The 22,126-nt window shown below is 66.9% G+C and carries 18 protein-coding genes; 11 read left to right on the top strand and 7 right to left on the bottom strand.

The annotated features are described in order from the left end of the window. Positions 1–26: 26 nt before the first annotated feature. Together VL15_RS28020 and VL15_RS28015 are read left to right on the top strand one after the other, a co-directional pair. A complete protein-coding gene (locus VL15_RS28020; protein ID WP_048249939.1) occupies positions 27–1,238 on the top strand; it encodes an MFS transporter in 1,212 nt (403 codons plus the stop codon). A gap of 13 nt (positions 1,239–1,251) precedes the next feature. After that, positions 1,252–1,560 carry an ArsR/SmtB family transcription factor gene (locus VL15_RS28015; protein ID WP_048249938.1) on the top strand — a complete coding sequence of 103 codons (309 nt, stop codon included), beginning with the start codon at positions 1,252–1,254 and terminating at the stop codon, positions 1,558–1,560. A 90-nt stretch (positions 1,561–1,650) separates the two neighbouring features. On the opposite strand, the gene VL15_RS28010 is transcribed toward VL15_RS28015, so the two are convergent. Both VL15_RS28010 and VL15_RS28005 read right to left on the bottom strand, forming a co-directional pair. Further along, on the bottom strand, positions 1,651–2,628 hold the full coding sequence (locus VL15_RS28010; protein WP_053077715.1) for an ATP-binding protein: 978 nt from the start codon (positions 2,626–2,628) through the stop codon (positions 1,651–1,653). Next, complete coding sequence (locus VL15_RS28005; protein ID WP_048249937.1) at positions 2,625–3,533, bottom strand: DMT family transporter; 909 nt, start codon at positions 3,531–3,533, stop codon at positions 2,625–2,627. Before VL15_RS28005 ends, VL15_RS28010 begins: the two co-directional genes overlap by 4 nt. Positions 3,534–3,623: 90 nt before the next feature. Between VL15_RS28005 and VL15_RS28000 the strand changes: the two genes are divergently transcribed. Then, complete coding sequence (locus VL15_RS28000; RefSeq protein WP_048249936.1) at positions 3,624–4,424, top strand: AraC family transcriptional regulator; 801 nt, start codon at positions 3,624–3,626, stop codon at positions 4,422–4,424. A 24-nt stretch (positions 4,425–4,448) separates the two neighbouring features. Here the strand turns inward: VL15_RS28000 and VL15_RS27995 are convergent, their stop codons facing one another. Both VL15_RS27995 and VL15_RS27990 read right to left on the bottom strand, forming a co-directional pair. Continuing rightward, positions 4,449–4,934 carry a DUF1772 domain-containing protein gene (locus VL15_RS27995; RefSeq protein ID WP_048249935.1) on the bottom strand — a complete coding sequence of 162 codons (486 nt, stop codon included), beginning with the start codon at positions 4,932–4,934 and terminating at the stop codon, positions 4,449–4,451. 2 nt (positions 4,935–4,936) lie between these two features. Then, positions 4,937–5,761 carry an NmrA family transcriptional regulator gene (locus VL15_RS27990; RefSeq protein ID WP_048249934.1) on the bottom strand — a complete coding sequence of 275 codons (825 nt, stop codon included), beginning with the start codon at positions 5,759–5,761 and terminating at the stop codon, positions 4,937–4,939. A gap of 94 nt (positions 5,762–5,855) precedes the next feature. On the opposite strand from VL15_RS27990, the gene VL15_RS27985 reads away from it, so the two are divergent. The 8 genes from VL15_RS27985 to VL15_RS27950 all read left to right on the top strand — a co-directional run bounded on the left by VL15_RS27985 (position 5,856) and on the right by VL15_RS27950 (position 18,841). Then, positions 5,856–6,524, top strand: a complete 669-nt coding sequence (locus VL15_RS27985) for a TetR/AcrR family transcriptional regulator (RefSeq protein ID WP_048249933.1) — start codon at positions 5,856–5,858, stop codon at positions 6,522–6,524. 722 nt (positions 6,525–7,246) lie between these two features. After that, positions 7,247–8,902, top strand: coding sequence for an AMP-binding protein (locus VL15_RS27980; RefSeq protein WP_048250053.1), 1,656 nt, complete (start codon positions 7,247–7,249; stop codon positions 8,900–8,902). Next, positions 8,899–9,786, top strand: a complete 888-nt coding sequence (locus tag VL15_RS27975) for a hypothetical protein (protein WP_048249932.1) — start codon at positions 8,899–8,901, stop codon at positions 9,784–9,786. Before VL15_RS27980 ends, VL15_RS27975 begins: the two co-directional genes overlap by 4 nt. After that, positions 9,786–10,895, top strand: coding sequence for a 3-oxoacyl-ACP synthase III family protein (locus tag VL15_RS27970; protein ID WP_048249931.1), 1,110 nt, complete (start codon positions 9,786–9,788; stop codon positions 10,893–10,895). Before VL15_RS27975 ends, VL15_RS27970 begins: the two co-directional genes overlap by 1 nt. Then, positions 10,892–11,890, top strand: coding sequence for a ketoacyl-ACP synthase III (locus tag VL15_RS27965; RefSeq protein ID WP_048249930.1), 999 nt, complete (start codon positions 10,892–10,894; stop codon positions 11,888–11,890). Before VL15_RS27970 ends, VL15_RS27965 begins: the two co-directional genes overlap by 4 nt. A 5-nt stretch (positions 11,891–11,895) precedes the next feature. After that, positions 11,896–12,792 (top strand): MBL fold metallo-hydrolase, encoded by an 897-nt coding sequence (locus VL15_RS27960; protein WP_048249929.1) that lies wholly within the window; start codon positions 11,896–11,898, stop codon positions 12,790–12,792. An 89-nt stretch (positions 12,793–12,881) separates the two neighbouring features. Next, positions 12,882–16,697, top strand: a complete 3,816-nt coding sequence (locus VL15_RS27955; protein ID WP_048249928.1) for an AMP-binding protein — start codon at positions 12,882–12,884, stop codon at positions 16,695–16,697. 11 nt (positions 16,698–16,708) lie between these two features. Further along, positions 16,709–18,841: a hypothetical protein gene (locus VL15_RS27950; RefSeq protein WP_048249927.1), complete on the top strand. Its 2,133-nt coding sequence runs from the start codon at positions 16,709–16,711 to the stop codon at positions 18,839–18,841. Positions 18,842–18,975: 134 nt separating this feature from the next. Here VL15_RS27950 and VL15_RS27945 read toward each other — a convergent pair whose 3' ends face one another. The 3 genes from VL15_RS27945 to VL15_RS43280 all read right to left on the bottom strand — a co-directional run bounded on the left by VL15_RS27945 (position 18,976) and on the right by VL15_RS43280 (position 21,449). Next, the gene (locus VL15_RS27945) at positions 18,976–20,904 is read right to left on the bottom strand and encodes a collagenase (RefSeq protein WP_419188701.1); all 1,929 of its coding nucleotides are present in this window, start codon (positions 20,902–20,904) and stop codon (positions 18,976–18,978) included. Positions 20,905–21,066: 162 nt separating this feature from the next. Then, positions 21,067–21,243, bottom strand: a complete 177-nt coding sequence (locus tag VL15_RS43285; protein WP_230684538.1) for a hypothetical protein — start codon at positions 21,241–21,243, stop codon at positions 21,067–21,069. Continuing rightward, the gene (locus tag VL15_RS43280) at positions 21,240–21,449 is read right to left on the bottom strand and encodes a hypothetical protein (protein WP_053077714.1); all 210 of its coding nucleotides are present in this window, start codon (positions 21,447–21,449) and stop codon (positions 21,240–21,242) included. Before VL15_RS43280 ends, VL15_RS43285 begins: the two co-directional genes overlap by 4 nt. Between the last annotated feature and the right edge of the window lie 677 nt (positions 21,450–22,126).

Raw genomic sequence — 22,126 nt, 5'->3', positions numbered from 1 at the left:
ACGGACCGCCACGAAAGGAACCCGCCATGAACGAATTGCCCCTTGCATCCGGCATGCCGCCCGTCGCGGCTGCCGCGCCGCCCGCCACCGCCTCGCGCGGCAAGATCGTCGCGATGGCCGCCATCGCCGGCGCGGTGGTGACCAACATCTACTGCACGCAACCGATCCTGCCGCTGATCGCGCAGGACCTGCAGGCCGACCCGGCGACGGTCGACCTGGTGGCCGGCGCGGCGCTGCTCGGCTTCGCGACCGGGCTGGCGCTGCTGCTGCCGCTCGGCGACCGCTACGATCGGCGCAAGCTGGTACTGGGCCAGATCGCACTGGCCTTCGCGTTCGCGGTGGCGTCGTCGTTCGCGCCGGGCGTGTGGGCGCTGGTCGGTGCCGCGTTCGGGCTCGGGGTGGTCAGTTGCGTGCCCCAGCAACTGGTGCCGTTCGCGGCCGTGATGTCGGCGCCCACCGAACGCGGTCGCAATGTCGGCACGGTGGTCACCGGCATCATGGTCGGCATCCTGCTCGGCCGCGCGGTCAGCGGCCTGATCGCCGCGCACTACGGCTGGCGCGCGGTATATGGCGTCGAGGCCGCCGCGATGGTGCCGGTGGGCATCGCCGCCGCGTGGCTGCTGCCGCGTGGCGTGCCGAGCACCACGCTGTCCTATGGCCGGCTGCTCGCGTCGCTGTGGACGCTGGCGCGCACGCATCGCCCGATCCGCGAATCGATGATCGTGCAGGCGCTGCTGTGGGCCGCCTTCAATGCGTTCTGGGTCAATCTCGCGGCGCTGCTCGCCGACGGGCCCTGGCACCTCGGCAGCGCGTGGGCCGGCGGTTTCGGCCTGATCGGCGCGGCGGGCGCGCTGGCCGCCATGATCGGCGGCCGGGCGTCGGACCGGATCGGCACGCGGCGCGTGATCGGCCTGGGCATCGCGATCGTGACGGTCTCCTACCTGATCCTGGCCGGCGCCGGCAACTCGCTCGCGCTGCTCGTGATCGGCGTGGTGGTGCTCGACATCGGCGTGCAGGCCGGACTGGTCGCGAACCAGACGCGCGCATTTGCCGCCGATCCGAAGGCGCAGGGCCGCATCAACAGCCTCTACATGACCGCGACCTTCGTCGGCGGCGCGCTCGGCGCAACCGTCAGCGGCGCGCTGATGGCCCGCTTCGGCTGGCATGGCGTGGTCGCGTTCGGCATCGCGGCCGGGCTCGCCGCCGCGCTCGTGCATCGCTGCATGGGGCGGCGCTGATCCGGCGTGTGCGATGACCGACCTCAACGTCATTCATAAGGCGCTCGCGCATCCGTTTCGACGGGACGTGCTGCGCTGGCTGAAATCGCCGGACTCACCGGACACGTTCCCGCGCGCGGCGCGCCTCCATTCGTGCCACGGCGTACCGCTCGCGTCGATCGTGACGCGCAGCGGGTTATCGCAATCGACCGTCTCGGCCCACATCGCGCTGCTGCGCGACGCGGGCCTGATTGTCGCGACACCGGTCGGCCGGTGGATCTTCGTCGCCCGCAACGACACGGCCATCGCCGCGTTCGTCGCCCGGGTCGTCAGCGATCTCTGACCCGGCCCGGGACAGCATCAGGCCGATGTGTTGCGTCGTGCCTGACGTCGCGTTCCGTGGGTTGTCCGAGCGGCGGCAGTAGCGCGGCGCTCAGCCCGTTCGCCGCACGGGTTCGCGTTCTTCCGAGCCGTCTTCTTCGACAAACCGCCCCGCGTAATCGCGCGCGAACTGCACGGCGATGCGGCCCGAGCGCGCGCCGCGTTCGAGCGCCCACTGCAGCGCGGGCTCGCGCGCCGCACGGATCTGCTCGGCGTCGAAACCTGCCGCGCCGAGACGGCTGTCGACGACGGCCAGGTATTCGTCCTGCGTGAAGCCGTAGAACGTGACCCAGATCCCGAAGCGCTCCGACAGCGAGATCCGCTCCTCGACCGCATCGCCGGGACGCAGTTCGCCATTCTCCGCGCGGGACACGTTCGCGTTGTCGCTCGCGTGCTCGGGCATCAGGTGGCGACGATTGGACGTCGCGTACACCAGCACGTTCGACAGGTCGCTCGCGACCGATCCGTCGAGCACGGTCTTCAGCCCCTTGTAACCGGTCTCGCCCGCCTCGAACGACAGGTCGTCGCAAAACACGATGTAGCGCTCGGGCCGCGCGCGCACCAGCTCGACGATCGCCGGCAGGTCGTTCAGCCCTTCCTTGCTGACCTCGATCAGCCGCAACCCGTGCGCCGCGAACGCGTGCAGGCACGCCTTCACGAGCGACGACTTGCCGGTGCCGCGCGCGCCGGTCAGCAGCACGTGATTGGCCGCGAACCCGCGCACGAACTGCCGCGTGTTCCGTTCGACGATCGCGGCCTGACGGCCGACGTTGCGCAGCGCGTCGAACGCGACGAGCGCGGGCGACGGGATCGGCTCGAGCGGTGCCGCGTGATGACCGCCGCCGAAGCCGCGCCAGCGGAATGCGACGGCCGCCTCGAAATCGACGGCCGCCGGCCGCCCGGTGTGCGCCATCGCTTCGAGCGCCACCGCGATCCGTTCGAGCTGACGCGCGAGCGACGACACGGCAACGGGTGCGCGCCCGTCCGGCAGCGCGGCGATCGGGTCCTGCAGGTCGCGAGCGCCGCTCATTGCCGAGCGCCCTGCGACGCGCCCGCCTGAAACGGGAACCGCTGCGCGAGCGCCACGCCGAGCAGCGCGACACCCCCGCCGATCAGGTGATAAAGCCGCAGCGATTCGCCGAGCAGCACGATCGCGCCGCCGGCCGTCATCACGGGCAGCAGGTTCATGAACATCGCGCAGCGGCTCGGGCCGAGCAGCCGCACGCCCTGCATCCACAGATAGGGCAACACCACCGACGCCAGCACGCCGGCGTACAGGATCAGCGGCACGCTCGCGCGTGTCGGCCACGCGGCTTGCGCGGGCAGCCGCAGCAACATCGGCACCATGAACACGAGCGCGGCGAGCGCCTGCACGTAGGTCGACTGCCACGCCGGCAGCGCACCGATGCGCCAGCGCTTGAGCAGCACGCCGTAGAGCGCATACGCGGCCGACGCGGCCAGCATCAGCAGGTCGCCCGCATGCACGCCGCGCGCGGCGATCGCGGTCGGGTGCCCTTCGGCGATCAGGTACACGACGCCCGCGAGCGACAGCATCCCGCCGGCCACCATGCCCGCGCCCGGCGGATCGCCGAGCAGCAGCGAGCTGAGCGCCATCGTCATCAGCGGCACGAGCGCGGTGATGATCGCCATGTTGGTCGCGCTCGTCGTTTTCGCGGCCTCGTAGGACAGGCTCTGGAACAGCGCCATCGCGAGAAAGCCGAGCACCGCGAGCTTCGGCAGGTGCGCGACGAGCGCCGCGCGGTTGCGCCACGCGGGACGCAACGTGAACAAGCTCATCAGCGCGACGGCGAGCAGCAGCCGGTAGAACGTGATCGCCGACGGGTCGATCGTCGATGCCGACAGCTTCGACACGACGACGTTGCCGGCCCACAGCGCGATCGCGCAGAAGGGAAACAGAAAAGGAGACTTGTTCATCGCGTTTGACGGATTAATATCGTGACAGGGGTCTGGCGTGCATCGGAACGCCATCGTGCCCGCCCGCCCAACTGCCTGTCTCACGCCAAAATGTCAGGACTTATCGCCAATCGGACAATCGAGTCCACCCCGCCCTTCGCGCACCTGCGCTACGAATCGACACCGATGCCCGTGTCGGCGATGGCGGCGACATACGCGCACGGCACGTTCATCGAGCCGCACCGCCATCGCCGCGCGCAATTGCTCTATGCGATCGAGGGCGTGATGCACGTGCAGTCCGAAGGTGCGTCGTGGGTCGTGCCGCCGACGCGCGGCGTGTGGCTCGAAGCGGGCCTCGACCATACGGTGCAGATGAGCGGCGACGTGCAGATGCGCACCGTGTTCGTCGAGCCCGGCGCGGTCGAGCACCTGCCCGCGCGGAGCTGCGTCGTGGAAGTGCATCCGCTGCTGCGCGAGCTGATCCTCGCCGCAGTTGACGTGCCGCTCGACTACGCGCCTGGCTCGCGCCACGATCACCTGATGCACCTGCTGCTCGCCGAGGTGACGGTCGCGCCGCTGCTGCCGCTGTACCTGCCCTGGCCGCACGACGCGCGCCTGCGGACGATCTGCGACACGCTCGTCGCCGCGCCCGACGACCTGCGCACGATCGCCGAGTGGGCCGACGTGCTCGGCCTGTCGGTGCGTACGCTGCATCGCGCGTTCCGCCGCGAGACGGGGCTCAGCTTCCGCCGCTGGCGCGAGCAGGCACGGCTGCTGCTCGCGCTCAAGCGTCTGGCGCACGGCGAGAAAGTGCTGACCGTCGCGATGGATCACGGCTACAGCAGCCAGAGCGCGTTCTCCGCGATGTTCAAGCGGCATTTCGGCGTGTCGCCGTCGGCGTTTTATGCGTAGCGCGGGTTCGGCGCGACGGCGGCGCTACCGCGCCGCAATCCCCGCGATGAAAAACACGCACGCGGCCGCCGACGCCACCGTGCGCACGTGATTCCACATCGTCCAGTCGTGCACGTAGCGCGTCCACAGCGCCGCGCCGTGCGTCGTGAGCGGATCGGCCACGGCAAGCGCATCGTTGAGCGGCACGTTGACGGCCATCGTCACCGCGAACATGCCGAACACGTAGAGCACGCCGCCCGCGACCGCCGCCATCGCGCCCGGCTGGTCGCGATCGAACAGCGCGATCACGACCAGCGAGAGCGCCATCAGCGTCGTGCCGAGGAACAGCGGCATGAACGGCGAACGCACGATGTCGACGTTGATCGCATTCATCGCGGCCACGCCGGCATGCGGCGCGATCCGTGCGAGCGACGTCATCACGAACGTCGAGAACGCGAAGTACACGCCGGCCATCAGCCCGCAGCCGATGGCCGAACCCCACAGCAACGCGGAAGTCACGAGCGCGATCATGGTCATGCACTCCACACGCCGGTCGCGGCCGTCGCACGCGCATAGTCGGAGAAATCGCGCGCGGGCCGCCCGAGCGTCTCCTCGATGCCGTGCATCACCGCGCTGTTGCGCCCGTCGAGCACCACGCCGAACAGTTCGTCGAGCAGCGCGACGACCGGCTCCGGCACGCCAACCTCGCGCAGCGCCGCGACGAACGCGTCCGGCGGAATCTCGCGATAAGCGATCGGCCGGCCGGCCGCTCGCGCGATCTCGCCGACCGCTTCGGCGAACGTCAGCGCGCGCGGCCCCGTCACCTCGATCACGCGGTTCGCGAACCGTGCATCGGTGAGCGCGGCCACGGCCACGTCCGCGATGTCGTCCGCATCGACGAACGGCTCGCGCACCGCACCGGCCGGCAGCGCGACCTCGCCGGCCAGCACGCCGTCGATCAGGTAGCCCTCGGAGACGTTCTGGTTGAACCAGCTCGCGCGCACCACACCCCAGCCCACACCTGACGCCTGCAGCGCGGCCTCGGCCGCCTGCGCGCGTGGCTCGCCGCGCCCCGACAACAGCACCACACGCTCGACGCCGCTGTCACGCGCGAGCCGCGCGAATGCGGCGATCGCTTCCACCGCGCCGTCGACGGCCAGGTCGGGCTGGTAGGTCACGTACGCGGCCGACACGCCGTCGAGCGCGGCGGGCCAGGTCGCGGGCGCCGTCCAGTCGAAGCGAACGGCCGACGTGCGCGACACGGGCCGGGTGGCGATGCCGCGTGCGCGTAGCCGCGCATCGACGCGGGCGCCCGTCTTGCCCGAACCGCCGACGATGAGGATGGGAAGTGCCGACATGTGCGTCTCCTTGGGTTAAAATACGAGAATGTCTCGCGTTTCAAAAACACGATAGACTCTCGCATTAGCAACGTCAAGTTTTTCCGGAGGCGGCATGGGTCGACAAAAATCGGGGCAGAACGACGAGCCTGAAGCGGCGGCGGCAGCGGACGCGCCGGCGCGCGCGCGGCTCGTTCCGACGCAGCAGCGCAGCCGCGAGCGGTTCGAACGCATCCTCGCGTGCGCGTCGGAAGTCATGATCGAGAAAGGCTGCGATGCGTTCCGGATGAGCGACATCGTCGAGCGCACGGGCATCTCGTTCGGTTCGCTCTATCAGTACTTTCCGGACAAGGCCGCCGTGATCGGCACGCTCGCGGAGCGCTACAACGCAGTCGGGCACGACTGCGTGCGGCGCGATCTGGCGAAGATGAAGCGGATCGAGGATCTGCACGGCACGCTGTGCCGCATCACCGACAGCTACTACCAGATGTTCGTCGACGAGCCGCTGATGCGGGACATCTGGCGGGCGACGCAAGCCGACCGCGCGCTGCAGGAACTCGACCAGGCGGACGGCGTGTTTCTGGCCGGGCTATTGACGGGTGCGCTACGGGATCTCGCGCCGACGGTACCCGACGCGCAATTGGCGGCATTCTCGGAATTGACGATGGTGTTGATCGCTGCGGCGGTGCGGCATGCGATCGAGCTGCCGCCGAAGGCGGCGCGCAGGATTCTCGCGATGTTCAAGCGGACATTGCCGCAAGATTTATCGGTGCTTGACAGCTAGGATGCGCTCGAATCCTCTAACCGAGACATTCCGATTTCGCACTTGAAACAAAATATTCGTTAATACAATTACGCAAATCCATATGGGCGCAACCCGAGACCCCGGCGCCCGCCCCCCCTGATTCCCCATCCAAACCGACTCAATAACCCGCTGCTCCCGGGAGCGCGGGTTATTCGTCTTTCGCGCGGGGCAATCCGCTTCGTGACGCGACGCTCGTTTCGCCCCGGTGAACGTCGCGTTGCTTTATTCAGCGCTCCGGCAGCCAGATTCCATCGGAGTCAACAAATCGCGAGATGGTTAACCGAAATCGATTAACTCGATCAAATGCCGATGCTTAATGGAATCGATTTCAATCAATAATTCCAACCACCAACCCACATTACCATTTACTTTCCAATTTTAATTCCGCTAAGCTTACGGCACGCTTTTTAAACCCACAAAATCGATCGATTAATTTCCGACCCCAAGCAATCTGCATTAAATCGGTCGATTATTGTTTATTTTGAAAATCAAATGAGACGGAATAAATCCATAAAAACCGGCAAGCCATCATGTGATTGACCGGGCTCTCCGTGCGTCGCGCGGCGACATGTGCCTGCCGCCCCGACCACGCCTCTTTGGCATCGCGATTCAGGTTGCGCGGGACGGGCCCGATCAAACGGCCCGGCCGGCGCCGCACCGCTATCGCGGACTTCGAACTCACACTCTTGCGAGCGCTGATGATGGACGACTTTTGCCGCGCGAACCTGCCCCCTGCCGAAGATTGGCCGACGTTTGTCTTCGAGTTGCCGGGGCTGCAGTTTCCGCCGTTTCTCAATTGCGCCGCCGCGCTGCTGGATACCGCAGTCGAGGAACGGGGCTGGGGCGATCGCGTTGCGATCAGGACCGAGTCGGGCATCACGTGGTCATATCGCGAGTTGCGCGATGCCGGCAACCGGATCGCCAACATGCTGGTCCGCGATGCGGGCCTGGTGGCCGGCAATCGGGTGCTGCTGCACGGCGCCAATCATCCGATGCTGGCCGCCGCGTGGTTCGGCGTGGTCAAGGCCGGCGGCGTGGCCGTCGCGACGATGCCGAAGCTGCGCGCGGGAGAACTGTCGACCGTCATCGGGCGAGCCCGGGTCACGCACGTCATCTGCGAAGCCGGGCTGTCGACCGAGCTTGACACGGCGATCGCGCGCATTCAGTGGCGCGGCGACGTTCGGTACTACGAAACGGACGACACGCATCCGCACGCGCACTGGCTCGGCGGCTATTCAGCGGCATTCGCGGCGGCCGACACGCGCGCGGACGATCCTTGCCTCATCGCGTTCACGTCGGGGACGACCGGGGAACCGAAGGCTACCGTCCATTTTCATCGTGACGTGATGGCGGCCTGTCACTGCTTTCCGCAGCACGTGCTCAGGCCCACGGCCGATGACGTCTTCTGCGGGTCGCCACCGCTCGCGTTCACGTTCGGCCTCGGCGCGCTGCTGCTGTTTCCGATCAGTGTCGGCGCAAGCGTCGTGCTGTTGACGAAAGCGAGCCCGGAGCGGCTGCTGGCCGCCATCGACCGGCATCGGGTCAGCATCCTGTTTACGGCGCCGGCGGCCTATCGGGCCATGCTCGACCATCTCGACACGCATGACCTGTCGTCCCTGCGCAAATGCGTGTCGGCGGGTGAAGCGCTCCCGTCCTGGACGCGCGACGCATGGCGGGAGCGCACCGGCCTGCACCTGATCGATGGAATCGGGTCGACCGAGATGCTGCATATCTTCGCGTCGACCGGCGACACCGGCGCGAAGGACGGCGCAATCGGCAAGGCCGTGCCCGGTTACCGCCTTGCCGTCGTGGACGAGCACGGCCAATGCCTGCCGCCCTACGAAATCGGCTATCTGGCCGTACAGGGGCCGACCGGGTGCCGCTACCTGAATGACGCGCGGCAACGCGACTACGTCAAGCACGGCTGGAACCTGACGGGCGACAGCGCCTACCTGGACGAGGACGGTTATCTGTTCTATCAGGCGCGCGCCGACGACATGATCATCAGCTCCGGCTACACGGTATCTCCCGGCGAAGTGGAGCAGGCGTTGCTGCGCCATCCCGATATCGCCGAATGCGGCGTCGTCGGACAGATCGACGAATGGGGCGGCACGCTCATCTGCGCGCATGTGGTGCTGCGACCGGGCGTCGGCGGCTCGGACGCGTTGACGACGCAGCTGCAGCAGCACGTCAAGAACGTGATTGCGCCGTACAAATGTCCGCATCGCGTGACCTATCACGCCGGCGGTTTGCCACGCAACGAATCGGGAAAATTGCGGCGCGCCGTGCTCCGGCAGGCAGGTCATGGCGCGACGCATCCCCTGAATCAAGCAGTCCTCAACGAGCACGCCTTATGAAAATTCTCGGCGCCGCGGTGGCCATTCCGGACCCCGCGATCACCGCGCAATCCTGCGCCAACGATTACGCGATCAAGGCAGCCAGGCAGGCGCTGCAGCAAGCCGGTTGCCTGCCGTCGGAACTGGATCTGATCGTCAGCCTGTCGATTTCTCCCAGCCGGATGGCGGACGCGCCGACGATCGCCGGGCCGCGGCTGGCGCACTCGGTGCAGCGCGACCTGCGTGCGCGGCATGCGGTCGTGTTCGATCTGCTCGACGCGGACTGGACGCTCGCACTCGATCTCGCGCAAAGCCATTGCAAACAGCTCGGCTATCGGCGCGCGATCGTCGTTCGCGCGGAGGCACTCGCGGACGTCGAACAGGTGGCCGCGAGCGGCTTCGCCGACGGCGCGGGGGCGATCGTCCTGACGCCTGCCGGCCAGGACCGCGTCGATGCCAGCCGCTACGCGGACCTCGATTCGCCTCCGTTCGCGACGCTCGACGCGCTGCCTGCCCGGCGCGTGAACGGCATCCTGTCACTGGCCCGCTTCGAGAGCCGGTTCGATCACGCAACCGGTCGCTTCGACGCCGAACCGGCCAATGCGGCCACCGCGGTGCGCGCGATGGTCGACGCGGTGCAGAGCCGCATCGACCGGCGCGCCGCCACGCTGTTTTGCGAATCGTGGTTGAGCGGATGGCCATCGATCGCCACCGGCGTGGGTCGCGATTTCCACATCGATGTCGTCGCCGGTTCGACGGACATCCCTAACCCGTTCCAGCTGCCCGCGTGGCTCGCGTCCCGCGTCGCACATTCGATGTCGTTGCGTGAGGATGAACGGTCGGTGGTCACCATGACGCTGGATCCGTTCAGGCCGCGCATCGCCTGCAGCACGATGGAGGTCTGATGGTGCACAACGTTCGAATCGCAAGTCTCGCGTGCCGCCTGCCGGCGCGCCAGGTCCCCAACGACGATCCCGTGTTCGCGGGCGTCGAGCCCATTCCGTCGGAATGGTGGCAATTCTGGGGCATCGAATCGCGCTACATGATCGATCCCGATGCCGGCGAATCCGAGCTCGCGCTGGCCGAGCGCACGGCGCGCGACGCACTCGCCCGTGCCGGCGTGGAGGCCGCCGAACTCGATCTGGTGCTGTTCAACATGACGTCGCCGTTCGTCTCGCTCACCGACGGCCGGCGCCGTTTCGCGCCGCGGCTGTCGCGCGCGCTGCGCGACCGGCTCGGCGCCATGCGCGCGCTCGACGCCGATGTCGAGATGGAATGCGCGAGCTTCGTGCTGCAACTGCAGATCGCGACCAACCTCATCAAGCAGGGACGCGTGAAGCGCGCGCTGGTGTGCTCGTCGGAGCGCATGTCGGCGGTGGTCGACTACACCAGCAAATCGTCGACGAACTTCGGCGATGGCGCGGCCGCGGCCGTGCTCGTCGCCGAGCCGGCCGATCCCGGCGGTGCCGACTGGCTGGATGCCGCGTATCGCAGCGATGCAACGCACTACGACCTCGTGACGATGCAGTGGCGCAACGCCCGGGCGGCGGCTGACGATGACGCGGCAACCGACGCCGACAATCCGTTCGGCGTGTATTTCACGCTCAAGCCCGAAGCGCAGGAGGCGATCTCGCGCTTCATGCCGGTGGCCATTCCCGATATCGTCGAGCGGCTGTTGCAGCGGAGCGGAACGAACATCGCCGACGTCGATGCGATGGTGTTCCATCAGCCGTCGGCGCTGCTCGTGCGCGCATGGGCCCAGCGGCTCGGGCTCAAGCCCGACCAATACGTGATTCGCGTGGCCGATTGTGCGTGCCTCGTGTCGGCCGCCGTGCCGTTTGCATTGTTCGAGTCGATCCGGGAAGGCGTGATCCGGCCGGGATCGTTGGTCGTGATTGCCGGCGCAGGCGCCGGCTGGGGCTTCGGCGCGCAATTGTGGCGCTGGGGCGAAACCGTCGTGACCGATGCGGGCGAAACCATCGCCGCCGTCACGGAGCAGGAGGTGCGGGCATGACCGCCAGACTCGTTATCGCCGGGATGGGCCACGCGCTGCCGGACCGGATCGTCAGCAACGACGAAGTCGCCGGCATGATCGACACCAGCGACGCGTTCATTCGCGAACGAACCGGCGTCGTCGCGCGACGCTATCTCGCCCCCGATCAGCATCTGGCGGATCTCGCGTGCCCGGCCGCGGAACGGGCGATGGCCGACGCGGGCGTCAGCGCGCAGGACGTCGATCTGCTGATCGTCAATACGCTGTCGCCGGATCATCACGATCCGTCGCAGGCGTGCTACATCCAGCCCCGGCTCGGCTTGCGGGAGATTCCGTGCTTCGATATCCGCGCGCAATGCAGCGGCGGGCTCTACGGGGTCGAGATCGCGCGCCATTTCCTCGCGAGCGGCCTGTATCGCAACGTGCTGCTGATCTGCGCCGAGGCGCTGTCGCGGCGGATCGACACCAGCAATGCCGGCCGGAATCTGTCGATCCTGCTGAGCGACGGCGCCGCCGCGCTGCTGCTGCAAGCGACGGACCACCCGGCGCACGGGCTGATCGACCTGACGCTCGGCGCCGACGGCACCCAGTTCGATCTGCTCAGCACCGAAGCGCCCGGCGCGCGACGCCCGCGCTTCATCGACGAAGACGACATCGCGGCCGGCCGGCATTACTTCCGGATGAAAGGCGGGCCCATGTTCGAAGACGCCACGCGACGCATCGTCGACGCGTGCCGGCAGATGCTCGACAAGCACCGGCTGACGATCGGAGATATCGGCCTGGTCGTGCCGCATCAGCCGAACCTGCGCATCCTCGACGCGGTCATCGAGCGGCTCGGTCTGCCCCGCGAGCGCTGCATGATTTCCGTGGATCAGCTGGGCAACATGGCAAGCGCGGCGTTTCCGGTCGCGCTCGCCATCGCGCGCGAGCAAGGCCGCATGCCGGCCGGGCAGCTCAACCTCTTCGTGACCTACGGCGCGGGCGCGACCTGGGCCTGTGCGCTCTATCGGAGCTGAACGACATGCTGAACGCTTCCCCGGGGTGGATCGAGCCGCGGCTGGCCCTCGTCGGCACGGCTGACGTGCCGCTGTACGTGATCGTCAACGACGAGGCCGCGACGCTGATCGAGGGCGGCCTGAGCGGCATGACGGAACTCGTGTGGCAGCAACTTCACGATCTGCTGCGGGACTTCGGCGGCATCCGGCATCTGCGCTACTGGCTGATCACCCACTCGCACTATGACCATTGCAGCCTGCTGATGACGCTCAAGTCGCGCATGCCGTGGCTCCATGTATCCGGTTCTCCCGACGCGTTCGATGCGTTCCAGAGCCCGTCGGCCTGCCGCACCATCCGTCAGCTCGACGCGCACGCGTCACGGTCGTGGGCGCCCGCCGTCGGTATCGACTTCACCGAGCTGTCCGACCTGCCGTTCTACCCGGTCAATCCGGGCACGCAGCTCGACATCGGCGGCGGGATGCAGATTCGCACGATCGCACTGCCGGGCCACAGCCGTTGCCAGTTCGGCTACTACTGCCCGCAGCTGGATATCGGTTTCGTGTCGGATGCGCTCGGCGAGTTTCACGGTGCCACCCACTGGCTGCCGCTGGTCTTTCAGGATCTGTTTGCGTATCGGCACTCGCTGGGCGTCATCGAGCAGCTGCACGCGCCGCGGCTCGCACTGGGGCACCACGGCATCCTCGCCGGTGCACTCGCCCGATCGGCCGCGCGGCACGCACGCGCATGCCTCGATGCGCGCGAGGCCGACGCGCGCGCGGTTCGCGGCAACACCGCCGCCACGCAGGAACTGGCCCACCACTGGACTGCCCGTTACGCAGCAAGAAGCGAAAAGGTGGTGCCGCATTTCCTGCATCTCAAAAGCATGATGCACATGATCGATCTGTTCCATCGCGCCGAATAGCCTCCTTCGGATTCCCGCCGCAGCAACGCATGGGCGCCGCCCGGCGTCGGGCCGCTGCTCGCTGTTTTCAATCCTCTTCCGACGACATCATGACCACTGCGACCTTGCCGACCACGCTCAGCGAATTGCTTCAGAACCGGGCCGCCACCCTCGGCGACAAAACCGCCTACGTGTTCCTGAGCGGGCCGCCCGATCAGGAACAGGCCGAATCGATGACCTTCGCGGCGCTCGACGCACGCGCCCGGCAGATCGCCGCGCTGCTGCGGCAGAACGCGGTCGAGATCGGCGACCGCGTGCTGCTGCTGTGCCGGCCGGGGCTCGATTACGTCAGCGCCTTCATGGGGTGCCTGTATGCGGGCGCGATCGCGGTGCCTGCCTACCCGCCGCGCAACAGGCAGCACATGGTGCGGATCGCCGGCATCGTCGAGAACGCGGGCGCCAACACGATCCTGTGCTCGGCCGATGACCACGCGCGCTGCACGACCTGGCTCGCCGATACCGATGCATCCGGCAGCACGCTGCTCGACGTCGGCGGCGCGCAGGTGCTGGAACCCGTCGATGCGCCCGCCGACGTGCAGCCCTCCCACATCGCCTTTCTGCAATACACGTCGGGAACCACCGGCAGCCCCAAGGGCGTGATGGTGTCGCACGGCAACCTGATGCACAACCTGGGGCTGATGCGCGAATGGCTCGCCTATGACGAGGCAAGCACGATCGTCAGCTGGCTGCCGCCCTACCACGACATGGGCCTGATCAGCGTGATCCTGACGTCGCTCTACGGCGGCTTCCGGAGCGTGCTGATGGCCCCGGAACGCTTCATCCAGCATCCGTACCTGTGGCTGCGCGCAATCAGCCAGTACCGTGCGGACCTGACGGGCGCGCCGGATTTCGCGTACCGGATGTGCTACCGGCGGATCTCCGACGAACAGCTGGCGACGCTCGACCTGTCGTGCCTGCGGGTCGCCTACAACGGCGCCGAGTCGGTGCGCGCCAGCACGCTGACGGATTTTGCGCAGCGCTTCGCCGCCGCGGGCTTCGCCGCCGACGGCTTCCTGCCGTGCTACGGGCTGGCGGAGGGCACGCTGTACGTCGCCGGCCGCACGGAGCGGCATCCGATCCGCACGCTGTGCGTCGATCAGACCGCGCTCCAGCGGCAATCCGTCGTGTTGCGCAGCGAGTTCCAGGGCGTATCGCCGCAGCCGCTGGACCGCCCGGGCGAGCGAGTGCTGGTCGGCGTGGGCCGCACCGACGGCGAACAACAGGTGATCGTGCGCGACCTGGAGACCAATGCGCGTTGCGACGATCGGACCATCGGCGAAATCTGCGTGGCCGGCCCGAGCATCGCCGCCGGCTACTGGCGTCTGGACGAGCAGACGCATTCGACCTTCCGGCACACGCTGGCCGACGACCGGGATCAGGCATTCATGCGCACCGGCGATCTCGGCTTCATTCTGGATAACGAACTGTACGTCACCGGCCGGCTCAAGGACATGGTGATCCTGGCCGGCCGCAACTACTACTCGGAAGACATCGAGTACGCGCTGATCGTCGGCATGCCGGAACTCGTGCCGAACGGTTGCGCGGCCTTCATGGACGACCAGTTCGACGCGGAACGCCTGATCGTCGTGGCGGAAGTCGAGCGCACGCAGCGCAAGGGCAATCTCGACAGCTTCATCGACGCGATTCGCCAGGCGATCTGGAACCGCCTCGACATCGGCCCGAGCGCGATCGTGCTGGTGTCGCCCGGCAGCGTGCCGAAAACGTCGAGCGGCAAGGTGCGCCGCAGCACGTGCCGCACGCAGTTGCACGACGGCGCGCTGACGATCCTCGCGCAGTGGGACGTCGAGGGCGGCGTCGAGACGCCCGCGCCCGATCGCCGGCAGCCCGCGCGCCCGGCAGCAGTTGCCGACAAACCGGCGGCCAACGATCGCCGGCGCGATGCCAGCGCCACCGTCGACGAACTGAACGACTGGCTCAGGCACTACGCCCGCACGCGGATCGATTCGCGCACCATCGACGAGCGCCGCACCATTCCGCCGCACATCGTGCTCGATTTCGGGAACCGGGGCCTGCTCGGCATGCCGATCGACCGTTCGCATGGCGGCCTCGGCCTCGGCCAGCGCGACATGTCGCGCGTGTTGGCGCAACTGGCCGCGATCGATTCGACGCTGGCTTTCTTTGTCGCGTTGAACAACACGCTCGGGATCCTGCCGATCATGCAGCATGCGCAGCCGCCGTTGCGCGAGGAATTGCTGCCGAGCCTCGCGAGCGGCCGGATGCTCGCCGCCTTCGCGATCACGGAGCCGGCCGCGGGTTCGCATGTGCGCGCGATCGCGTCCCGCGCGCAGCGCATCGAGTCCGGCGACTGGCTGGTCACGGGCAACAAGAGCTGGAGCGGCTCGTCCGCGTGGGCGGGGATCATCAACGTGTTCGCGAAGCAGGCCGACGGCACGGGGATGGTCGGATTGGCGGTGCGCCCCGGCACGCCAGGCGTGCGGATCGGCGCCGAGGAGCTGACGATGGGCGTGCGCGGCATGATCCAGAATTCGCTGCATCTGGATCGGGCACGCATCAGCGACGCATACCGGCTCGGCGACATCGGCCAAGGGATGTTCGTGGCGCAGCACGCGATGAACATTGCGCGCCTCGGCATCGCTGCCGTCTGCGTGGGCGGAATGAAACGCTGTGCGCAGCTGATGCATCGCTACGGGGCGCGGCGCCAGGTCGGCACCGGCCTCCTGCTGGACAACCCGCTGAGCCGCCTGCGCCTGGGCGAACTGCGGGACCGCATCGACGGGCTCAACGCGCTGGTCGAGCACCTGGCCACCGAGCTGGACCTCGGCGTCGCGCTGCCTGAAGACTGCCTGCTGATCTCGAAGATTCTCGGCTCCGAGCTGCTGTCGCAATCCGCCGACGAGATGATGCAGTTCCTGGGCGGCCGCGGTTATATCGAGACCAACCTGGCGCCGCAGATCTTCCGCGACGCGCGCCTGACCCGCATCTTCGAGGGGCCGACCGAAACGCTGCTGGTTCACCTGGGCAGCCGTCTGCTCAACGGGAGCGACGATTTGCTGCGCTATCTGGAGCATGCGCTGGGCGCCGGCGTGCTGGCCACGGAGCTGCGCGAGCTGGGCGCACAGCTGGCGCAAGACGGGCTCGCCAATGCGTCGAAACTCGGCGGCGCCGCGCATGCCGCCGTCTGGGTCAATTACTGGCTCGGCACGGTCGCGCAATGGGGCTTGCTGCTGGCGGTGATCGAACGCGCGGCCGCACAGCAGCGCATCGGCGACGGCGCGCTGCGCTGGGCGCAGAGCCAGTACGAACGCGCGATCGAGGCCGCGCAACGGCAGGTCGGCCTGCGCTCGGCGCTGTCCACGTCGGTGGAGTTGAACGACTGGGCAGCGCGCACCGGGTTCGAGATCGGCGCGATCGAGCAAACGATCCCGGGCGCAAGCCAGCTCGTCGATCCGTTGCTGGACGCCCATGCCGACGCGCGTCCGGTCTCCTCCGCGCCCGACGCGCCAGCCGGCGAAGATGCCGGTTCGGCGGCCCCGATCGTGAGCGAGCCGGCGAGCCTGATCGATCGCCAGCAGGTTCATGCCGTCGAACAATGGCTCATCGCGTGGCTGGGCGAGCGCCTCAAGCACCGCAAGCTTCGATTGACGCGCGAGTCGACGTTCGCCGAGATCGGCTTCGATTCGATCCTCGCCGTCGAAATGACGATCGTATTCAGCGACGCGTTCAGCGTGACAGTCGATCCGTCCGCGGTCTGGGACTACCCGTCCATTCGCGCGCTGGCCGCCCATCTCGCGCCCCGGACGCACGGCGCCGCGCCGGCGGTTGCCGTCGCGCACGCCGATCCGGATGCACCTTCACTCATTGCAGCCCAACCTTCGACCCTGTGAGACCGTCCAACATGCACGCCCGATTCGACCTTGGTGATTCCACCGCCGCGCTGGCCCGACAACTCGAACACTATCTCCACGCCTATCCCGACGAAACGCGCACCTTGCTCGGCCTGTCGGCCGGTACCGCGATCGGCGTCGAGGTGCTCGACATGGAACTGCCGGTCAAGCTCGAGCAACACACACATGCAGCCACGCTGCGCATCGGCCGACACGACGCTCAGCGCGTGATGGCCTATACGCGCAGTTGCAACTGGGCGAACGGCATCGTGCTGGTGCCGACACTGGCGCGCCTGGTGTTTGCCGGCGCGTTCCGCGGCCTGCGGGCCGGCGCGCCCCGCGCGATGCGCGCGTTCGCGGAATCCCGCCAGCCCGACCCGACCCGTAACCTGGGGGTGCTGTGGGGCGCCCTCAACCTGTTGAGCCTGGCCGGCTGGCTGACCCTCGATCGCGGCGACGAAGACGCCGAATATGCGCTCACCCCGGCCGGTGAATATGTCGTCGCGTGCGTCGAGCGCACCCGGCCGCTGTTCGAGCAACTGGCGAATGCCACGTCGGTGCTCCAGCATCTGCACGCACTGTGTCATCGAACGCGCGTGGCGGCCAACGACAGCGTGCTGTATGCGCAGCTCGCGCGGATCTGCGTGGCGGGCTGGCCGGAGCTTCCGCTCCCGGCCACCGATCTGGAGCGCCAGGTGAATGGACAGCTGCGCACGGCGATGGACGGCCTGCTGCTCGGCCCGACCTGGGTCGCGCTCGATATGCCGGTGTTCGACAGGCAGCCGGACGGCCAGTACTCGCAGTCGGCGCCCGGCATCCTCGGCAAGCTCGACGCGCAGCCCGACGGGGTCGCGGTCGGCGCGTGGACACAGGCTGATCCTGTCGTGCTGCACGCGGCATGGGCGCTGATGTGCAAGTTCGGCATGGCGGAAATCGATCGCGAAAAGGTGCGCCTCACCGAGTCGGGCCGGATTCATCGACCGATTGCCGCCCCTTACGCGGGGTTGCCCGCGTCCTATCTGCGTTCGTATGCGCTGCTCGACGAACTCCTGTTCCGCAACCCCGATCCGCTCGATATCGATAGCGACGGCCACATCGATCGCGTGATGAACGTGTATGCGTCGAGCGGCGCCGGGTCCGGGCCCGCGTCGCACGAAATCACGACGAAAATCCTGCGCACGCTGTTCGACGACACGCTGCTGGATCGCCAGCCGGCCGGCATCGCCGACATGGGCTGCGGCGACGGCAGCGCGCTGAAGCGCCTGGCGGAATACGTCGTTACGTCGACGCGGCGCGGCCGGCACCTCGCGACCCATCCGCTGCTCGTGATCGGCGCTGACTACAACGAATCCGCGCGCGGCCGCGCCGCCGCCACGCTGTCTGCGCTGAAGGACATCCCAGGCGTGCAGGTGCGCGTGATCGCCGCCGACATTTCCCAGCCCGACCGCTATGACGAAGCCGTGGCCGAAAGCGGCCTGACCGTCGGGCAGCCGGACGGCTGCATGCGCCCGGCGCGGCTGAGCGACCTGTTGCATACCTTCATGTTCCTGGTCCACAACCGCCGGTTGAGCATCCGGCGCAAGGACGACGCCGAAGCGATCCTCGAGCGCCATCTCCGCACCGTCGACCGAGCACGCCTGCGCGCGGTGATCGACCAGTACTATGCGGGCGCCCTGACGGTATCGGATCAGGCCGAGTTGCCGATTACGCTCGACCAGATCAAGCGAGCGTTCAAGGTGGCGTATAGCGACGCGGAAGGCCTTGTTCCCGGTTACGTGGCGGCTGCGGATCTCATCGATTTCCTGACCCGCTGGAAGCGCCACGCGAAGCATGGCTTTCTGATCGTGGAAGGACATAGCCCGTGGGCGGAGAATCTTTGCGCGCGTACGCCGGGCGGGCCGGACACGTGGTTGCGCACCGAGCAGCTTCCGTCGGTGTTCAACTGGGGCATGCATTTCGTGTCGCGTCAGTTCATGGCGCCGTTCAACGAATTCACGCTCGCGTTGACGCTGGCCGGCCTGCGCCCCGACAGCCCGATTTACGGGCGGATTCATCCGGAGGGGTTCCCGGCGCCTGATTTGCTGAGCGACTATCGATTCTTCAGTATCGCAAACTACGTTGCCGACATCGGCACGGATCGCTAGCGCGGTGGCGTCGCGTCATGTCGACGCGACGCGGCCCTCGAACTTCCGTTCGAGGGCCGCTTCCTGCGCCGTGCCCTGGTGCGTCGGGCGCCACGGTGGCCGGCGTCCGACCACGCGGCGCCGGCCCGTGCCGGTCAGCGCTTCGCCGGCACCGGCGGCTCGCCCGCCGGCGTCGCGCTGCGCGCCCAGTCGGCGAACTCGGTGTCGTAGCGATTGCCGATGTACGCGATATAGTTTGCGTAGCCGTCGTAATCGCCCACCCGGAAGCGCGACACGATCGTGTCGACGTCCGCGCGATGGCGCTCGAACATGAAGCGCGTCGCCATGTAGCCCCACCGGTACGCGCGCGTGACGTAGTCACTCGACGAGTAACGCGTGCCGAGCACGTCCGAGAACCGGTACGCGCCCGTGCGCACCGCGTCGATCGACTCCTGGTTGTCGTTCTTTCTCGACAGATACTCGGCGACGCCCTCGATCCACCACACGGTCGGCTTCGCGGTGCTCACCGAGAAGTCGCCCGCCATGTCGTAGCGGCCGTCGAGATAGTGCGTGAACTCGTGCTCGAGGTTCCACACCTTGAACTCGGGCCGCAGCCACGATGCCTCGTGCGCGATGAAGCGCGCCTGGTTGCCGGGCGCGGACGGATCGCCCTCGAGATACATGCCGCCGTTGTCGGTGCTGATGCCGTAGATCACCGACGCGTATTTTCGATAGTTCGCGTAGTCGTCGAAAATGACGAGTTCGATCGTGTCGTTGCGATCGCCCGCGACCGGCTTGCGCCCGGTCTTCATCATCCGGTGGAAGTAGTCGTCCTGCCGCGCGACCGCCGCGCAGACCGACTGCAGCTGCGGCATCGTCATGTCCTGCGCGAGAATGCGCACGCCCGCATTGCATGCGTAGCGATTCGAGAGCACCGCGTCGGCCAGCCGCTTCTTGTAGTCGCAGGTGCCGTAGTCCGCGCAGTTGCCCGGATCGCCGTAATCGACCGCTTCCGCCGCCGCGAGCCAGAGATCGCTGTCCGCGCCCGTCATGCTCGTCGACGCGAGCAGGTCCTGGATCATTTTCTTCACGCGCGGCTTCTGCGTCGGATAGCGGAGGAAGCGAAACGTTTCGCGCGCCGCGTCGGCCAGCTGATAGGCGGCGCTCGTGTTCGACAGGCTCGCGCGGTTCGCGGTGACGAAGCGGTTGAGCGTCTCCGGGAGCGTCGCGTCGCTGTCGAGCATCGGCTGCGCGCCGCTGCGCTGGTGCGCGTAGAAGAACACCGTGAGCAAACCGGTGAAGCCGCCTGCCGCACTGCGCTGCAGCAGCGGCGCCGCCGCCTGCGGATTCGCCGCGCTCACGGTGTAGGACGCGATGCGGTTCTTCAGCGTCGGCAGGTAGTACGCTTCGTCCCGCATGTTCGTGATGAGCTTCATCAGCTCGTTCGCGGTGCTCGGCGCACGTGAATTGTCGCGATAGAGCGCATCGCCCTCCAGGCTTTGCTTGATATACGGACGCAGCGACACCGCGAGATTCGGAATCGGGTTCGCCATGCCCGATACATCATATTGGTAATAAGCGGCACGCAGATAAATCAGCAAATTGACCAGGATCAAATTGCTCGCATCGTATTGATAGATTTCCTGCACGAAACGACTCGCGACAGCGTGCACATTTTCGGCATTGAAGATCTGTGTGGCCTGCGCTTTATCGACCGAGAACAGGCCGTAATGGCATTCGTAATCGGGAAGATTCGCGATGTAATCGGCGAGTGCCGCGCCGCGATACTGGGCCATCACCGACATGTCGCGGCAATCGACGCCCGACGTGCTGCGCTTGCTGCGCGTGGCCGGTTGCTTGAGCTGCGAAGGCTTGGTCAGCGCCGCGCGATCCTGCTCGCTGAGTGGCAGGTTGTACTGCGCCTGCTCGGGCGACACGGGCAGATTCTGCGGCACGCGAGGCATGCGCGCCTGCTTGGGTTGCGTCGGCTGCGCCGGCTCGGTATTGGCCGACGCGGTGCCGGCCAGTCCGGCGAATACCGACCACGCGACGATGGCCGACCAGCGGCGGCTTTTTTGAAGCACGTCGTTTATTGCCACTTTGTTTTCTCTCGATTGTTTTTGGGCAACCAAGATATAACATTACATATTGTAAAGTCAATTTAATCAATATGAAATAATGCAGCGTTAATTATTTTAATATTTAAATCGATTTTCGAAACAATTCAACCGACCGGCACGGCCCGCCTACATCCGGTCGAGCGACAACGCGCATGCGTCACTGCCCGGCGGACAGTATTCGGCGAGCCGCTTCCGTGCGCTGTCGTCGTCCCTCCGTTGGTCAGGCGTCAGGTTCTCGATCCCCTTGCGTTCATACGCCTGCGTCAGGCCGACATATGCCCAGCCGTTGCCTTTGAAATTCATGACAGGTTGCGATTCGGGTCGTCGCCGCCGAGCGACGCGTGGAGCGTGTCGATCGCGTTGTCGTATCGGCCGAGGTCGATCAGCAGTGCGGCGAGGGTCTGCCTGACCGGCACCATCCAGTAAGGCGGCTCGTCGTAGTTCATCGCGTCCTGTTGCCTGACCGAGCATTCGAGCACGCGCACGCCGCCTCGCGCGTCGCCGTTCATCTGGTCGATCCACGCGCGCGACCGCTTGCACGATCTGCGCGGCCTGGTGCCCCATCACTTCGTCGCGCCGCTCGTTCCTGAATGCGATCACGTCCTCCTCAAGTTTCAGATACGCGCCGCGTGCGTTGGACATCGCGTTTGCGGACGTAGGCAAGCACCTGCGCGTCACGCCGTCGCCTTCCGAACGCCGCAGCCGATCGGCGGCCCAGCTCATGTCCTCGACATGGTCGGTCATGATCGCCGACGCCAGCGCGAAATGGATGTTGTGCCGGTAGTAGCCCCAGCGATAGCGGTCGCCGTCCGGGTGATCGATGCCGCCCGGGCGCCCCGCGTCCACCTTCCGGAATAAGCCTCGTCGCTCGCCGTGGGCGGCATGCACGAGGTCGTAGTACCGCGCGAAATCACCGTAAAGGAGAATGTCCGTTATTGCGCCTCGATGTCGATCGAATTCGAATATGCAGCACGGTAATCGACAAGCATAGGCATCCGTATCGTTTCGATCAGGAAATATCGTATGGCGCCGCCCGATCGCTCTCAAATATTGAAAAAATACCGTCGATAATTTCAATATTGAAAAGCACTGTCGATAATGACAGGTGGAATATTAGATACCCGACCACTAATATCAGAATGCCCCCGCCGAAACACGCATCAGACATCCTCGAATCGGCAAATGT

The sequence above is a fragment of the Burkholderia cepacia genome (assembly GCF_001039005.1).
Taxonomy (GTDB): Bacteria; Pseudomonadota; Gammaproteobacteria; order Burkholderiales; family Burkholderiaceae; genus Burkholderia; species Burkholderia theae.
The sequence above is the reverse complement of the archived record's forward strand: the minus strand, read 5'-3'. Positions and strand labels throughout refer to the sequence as shown.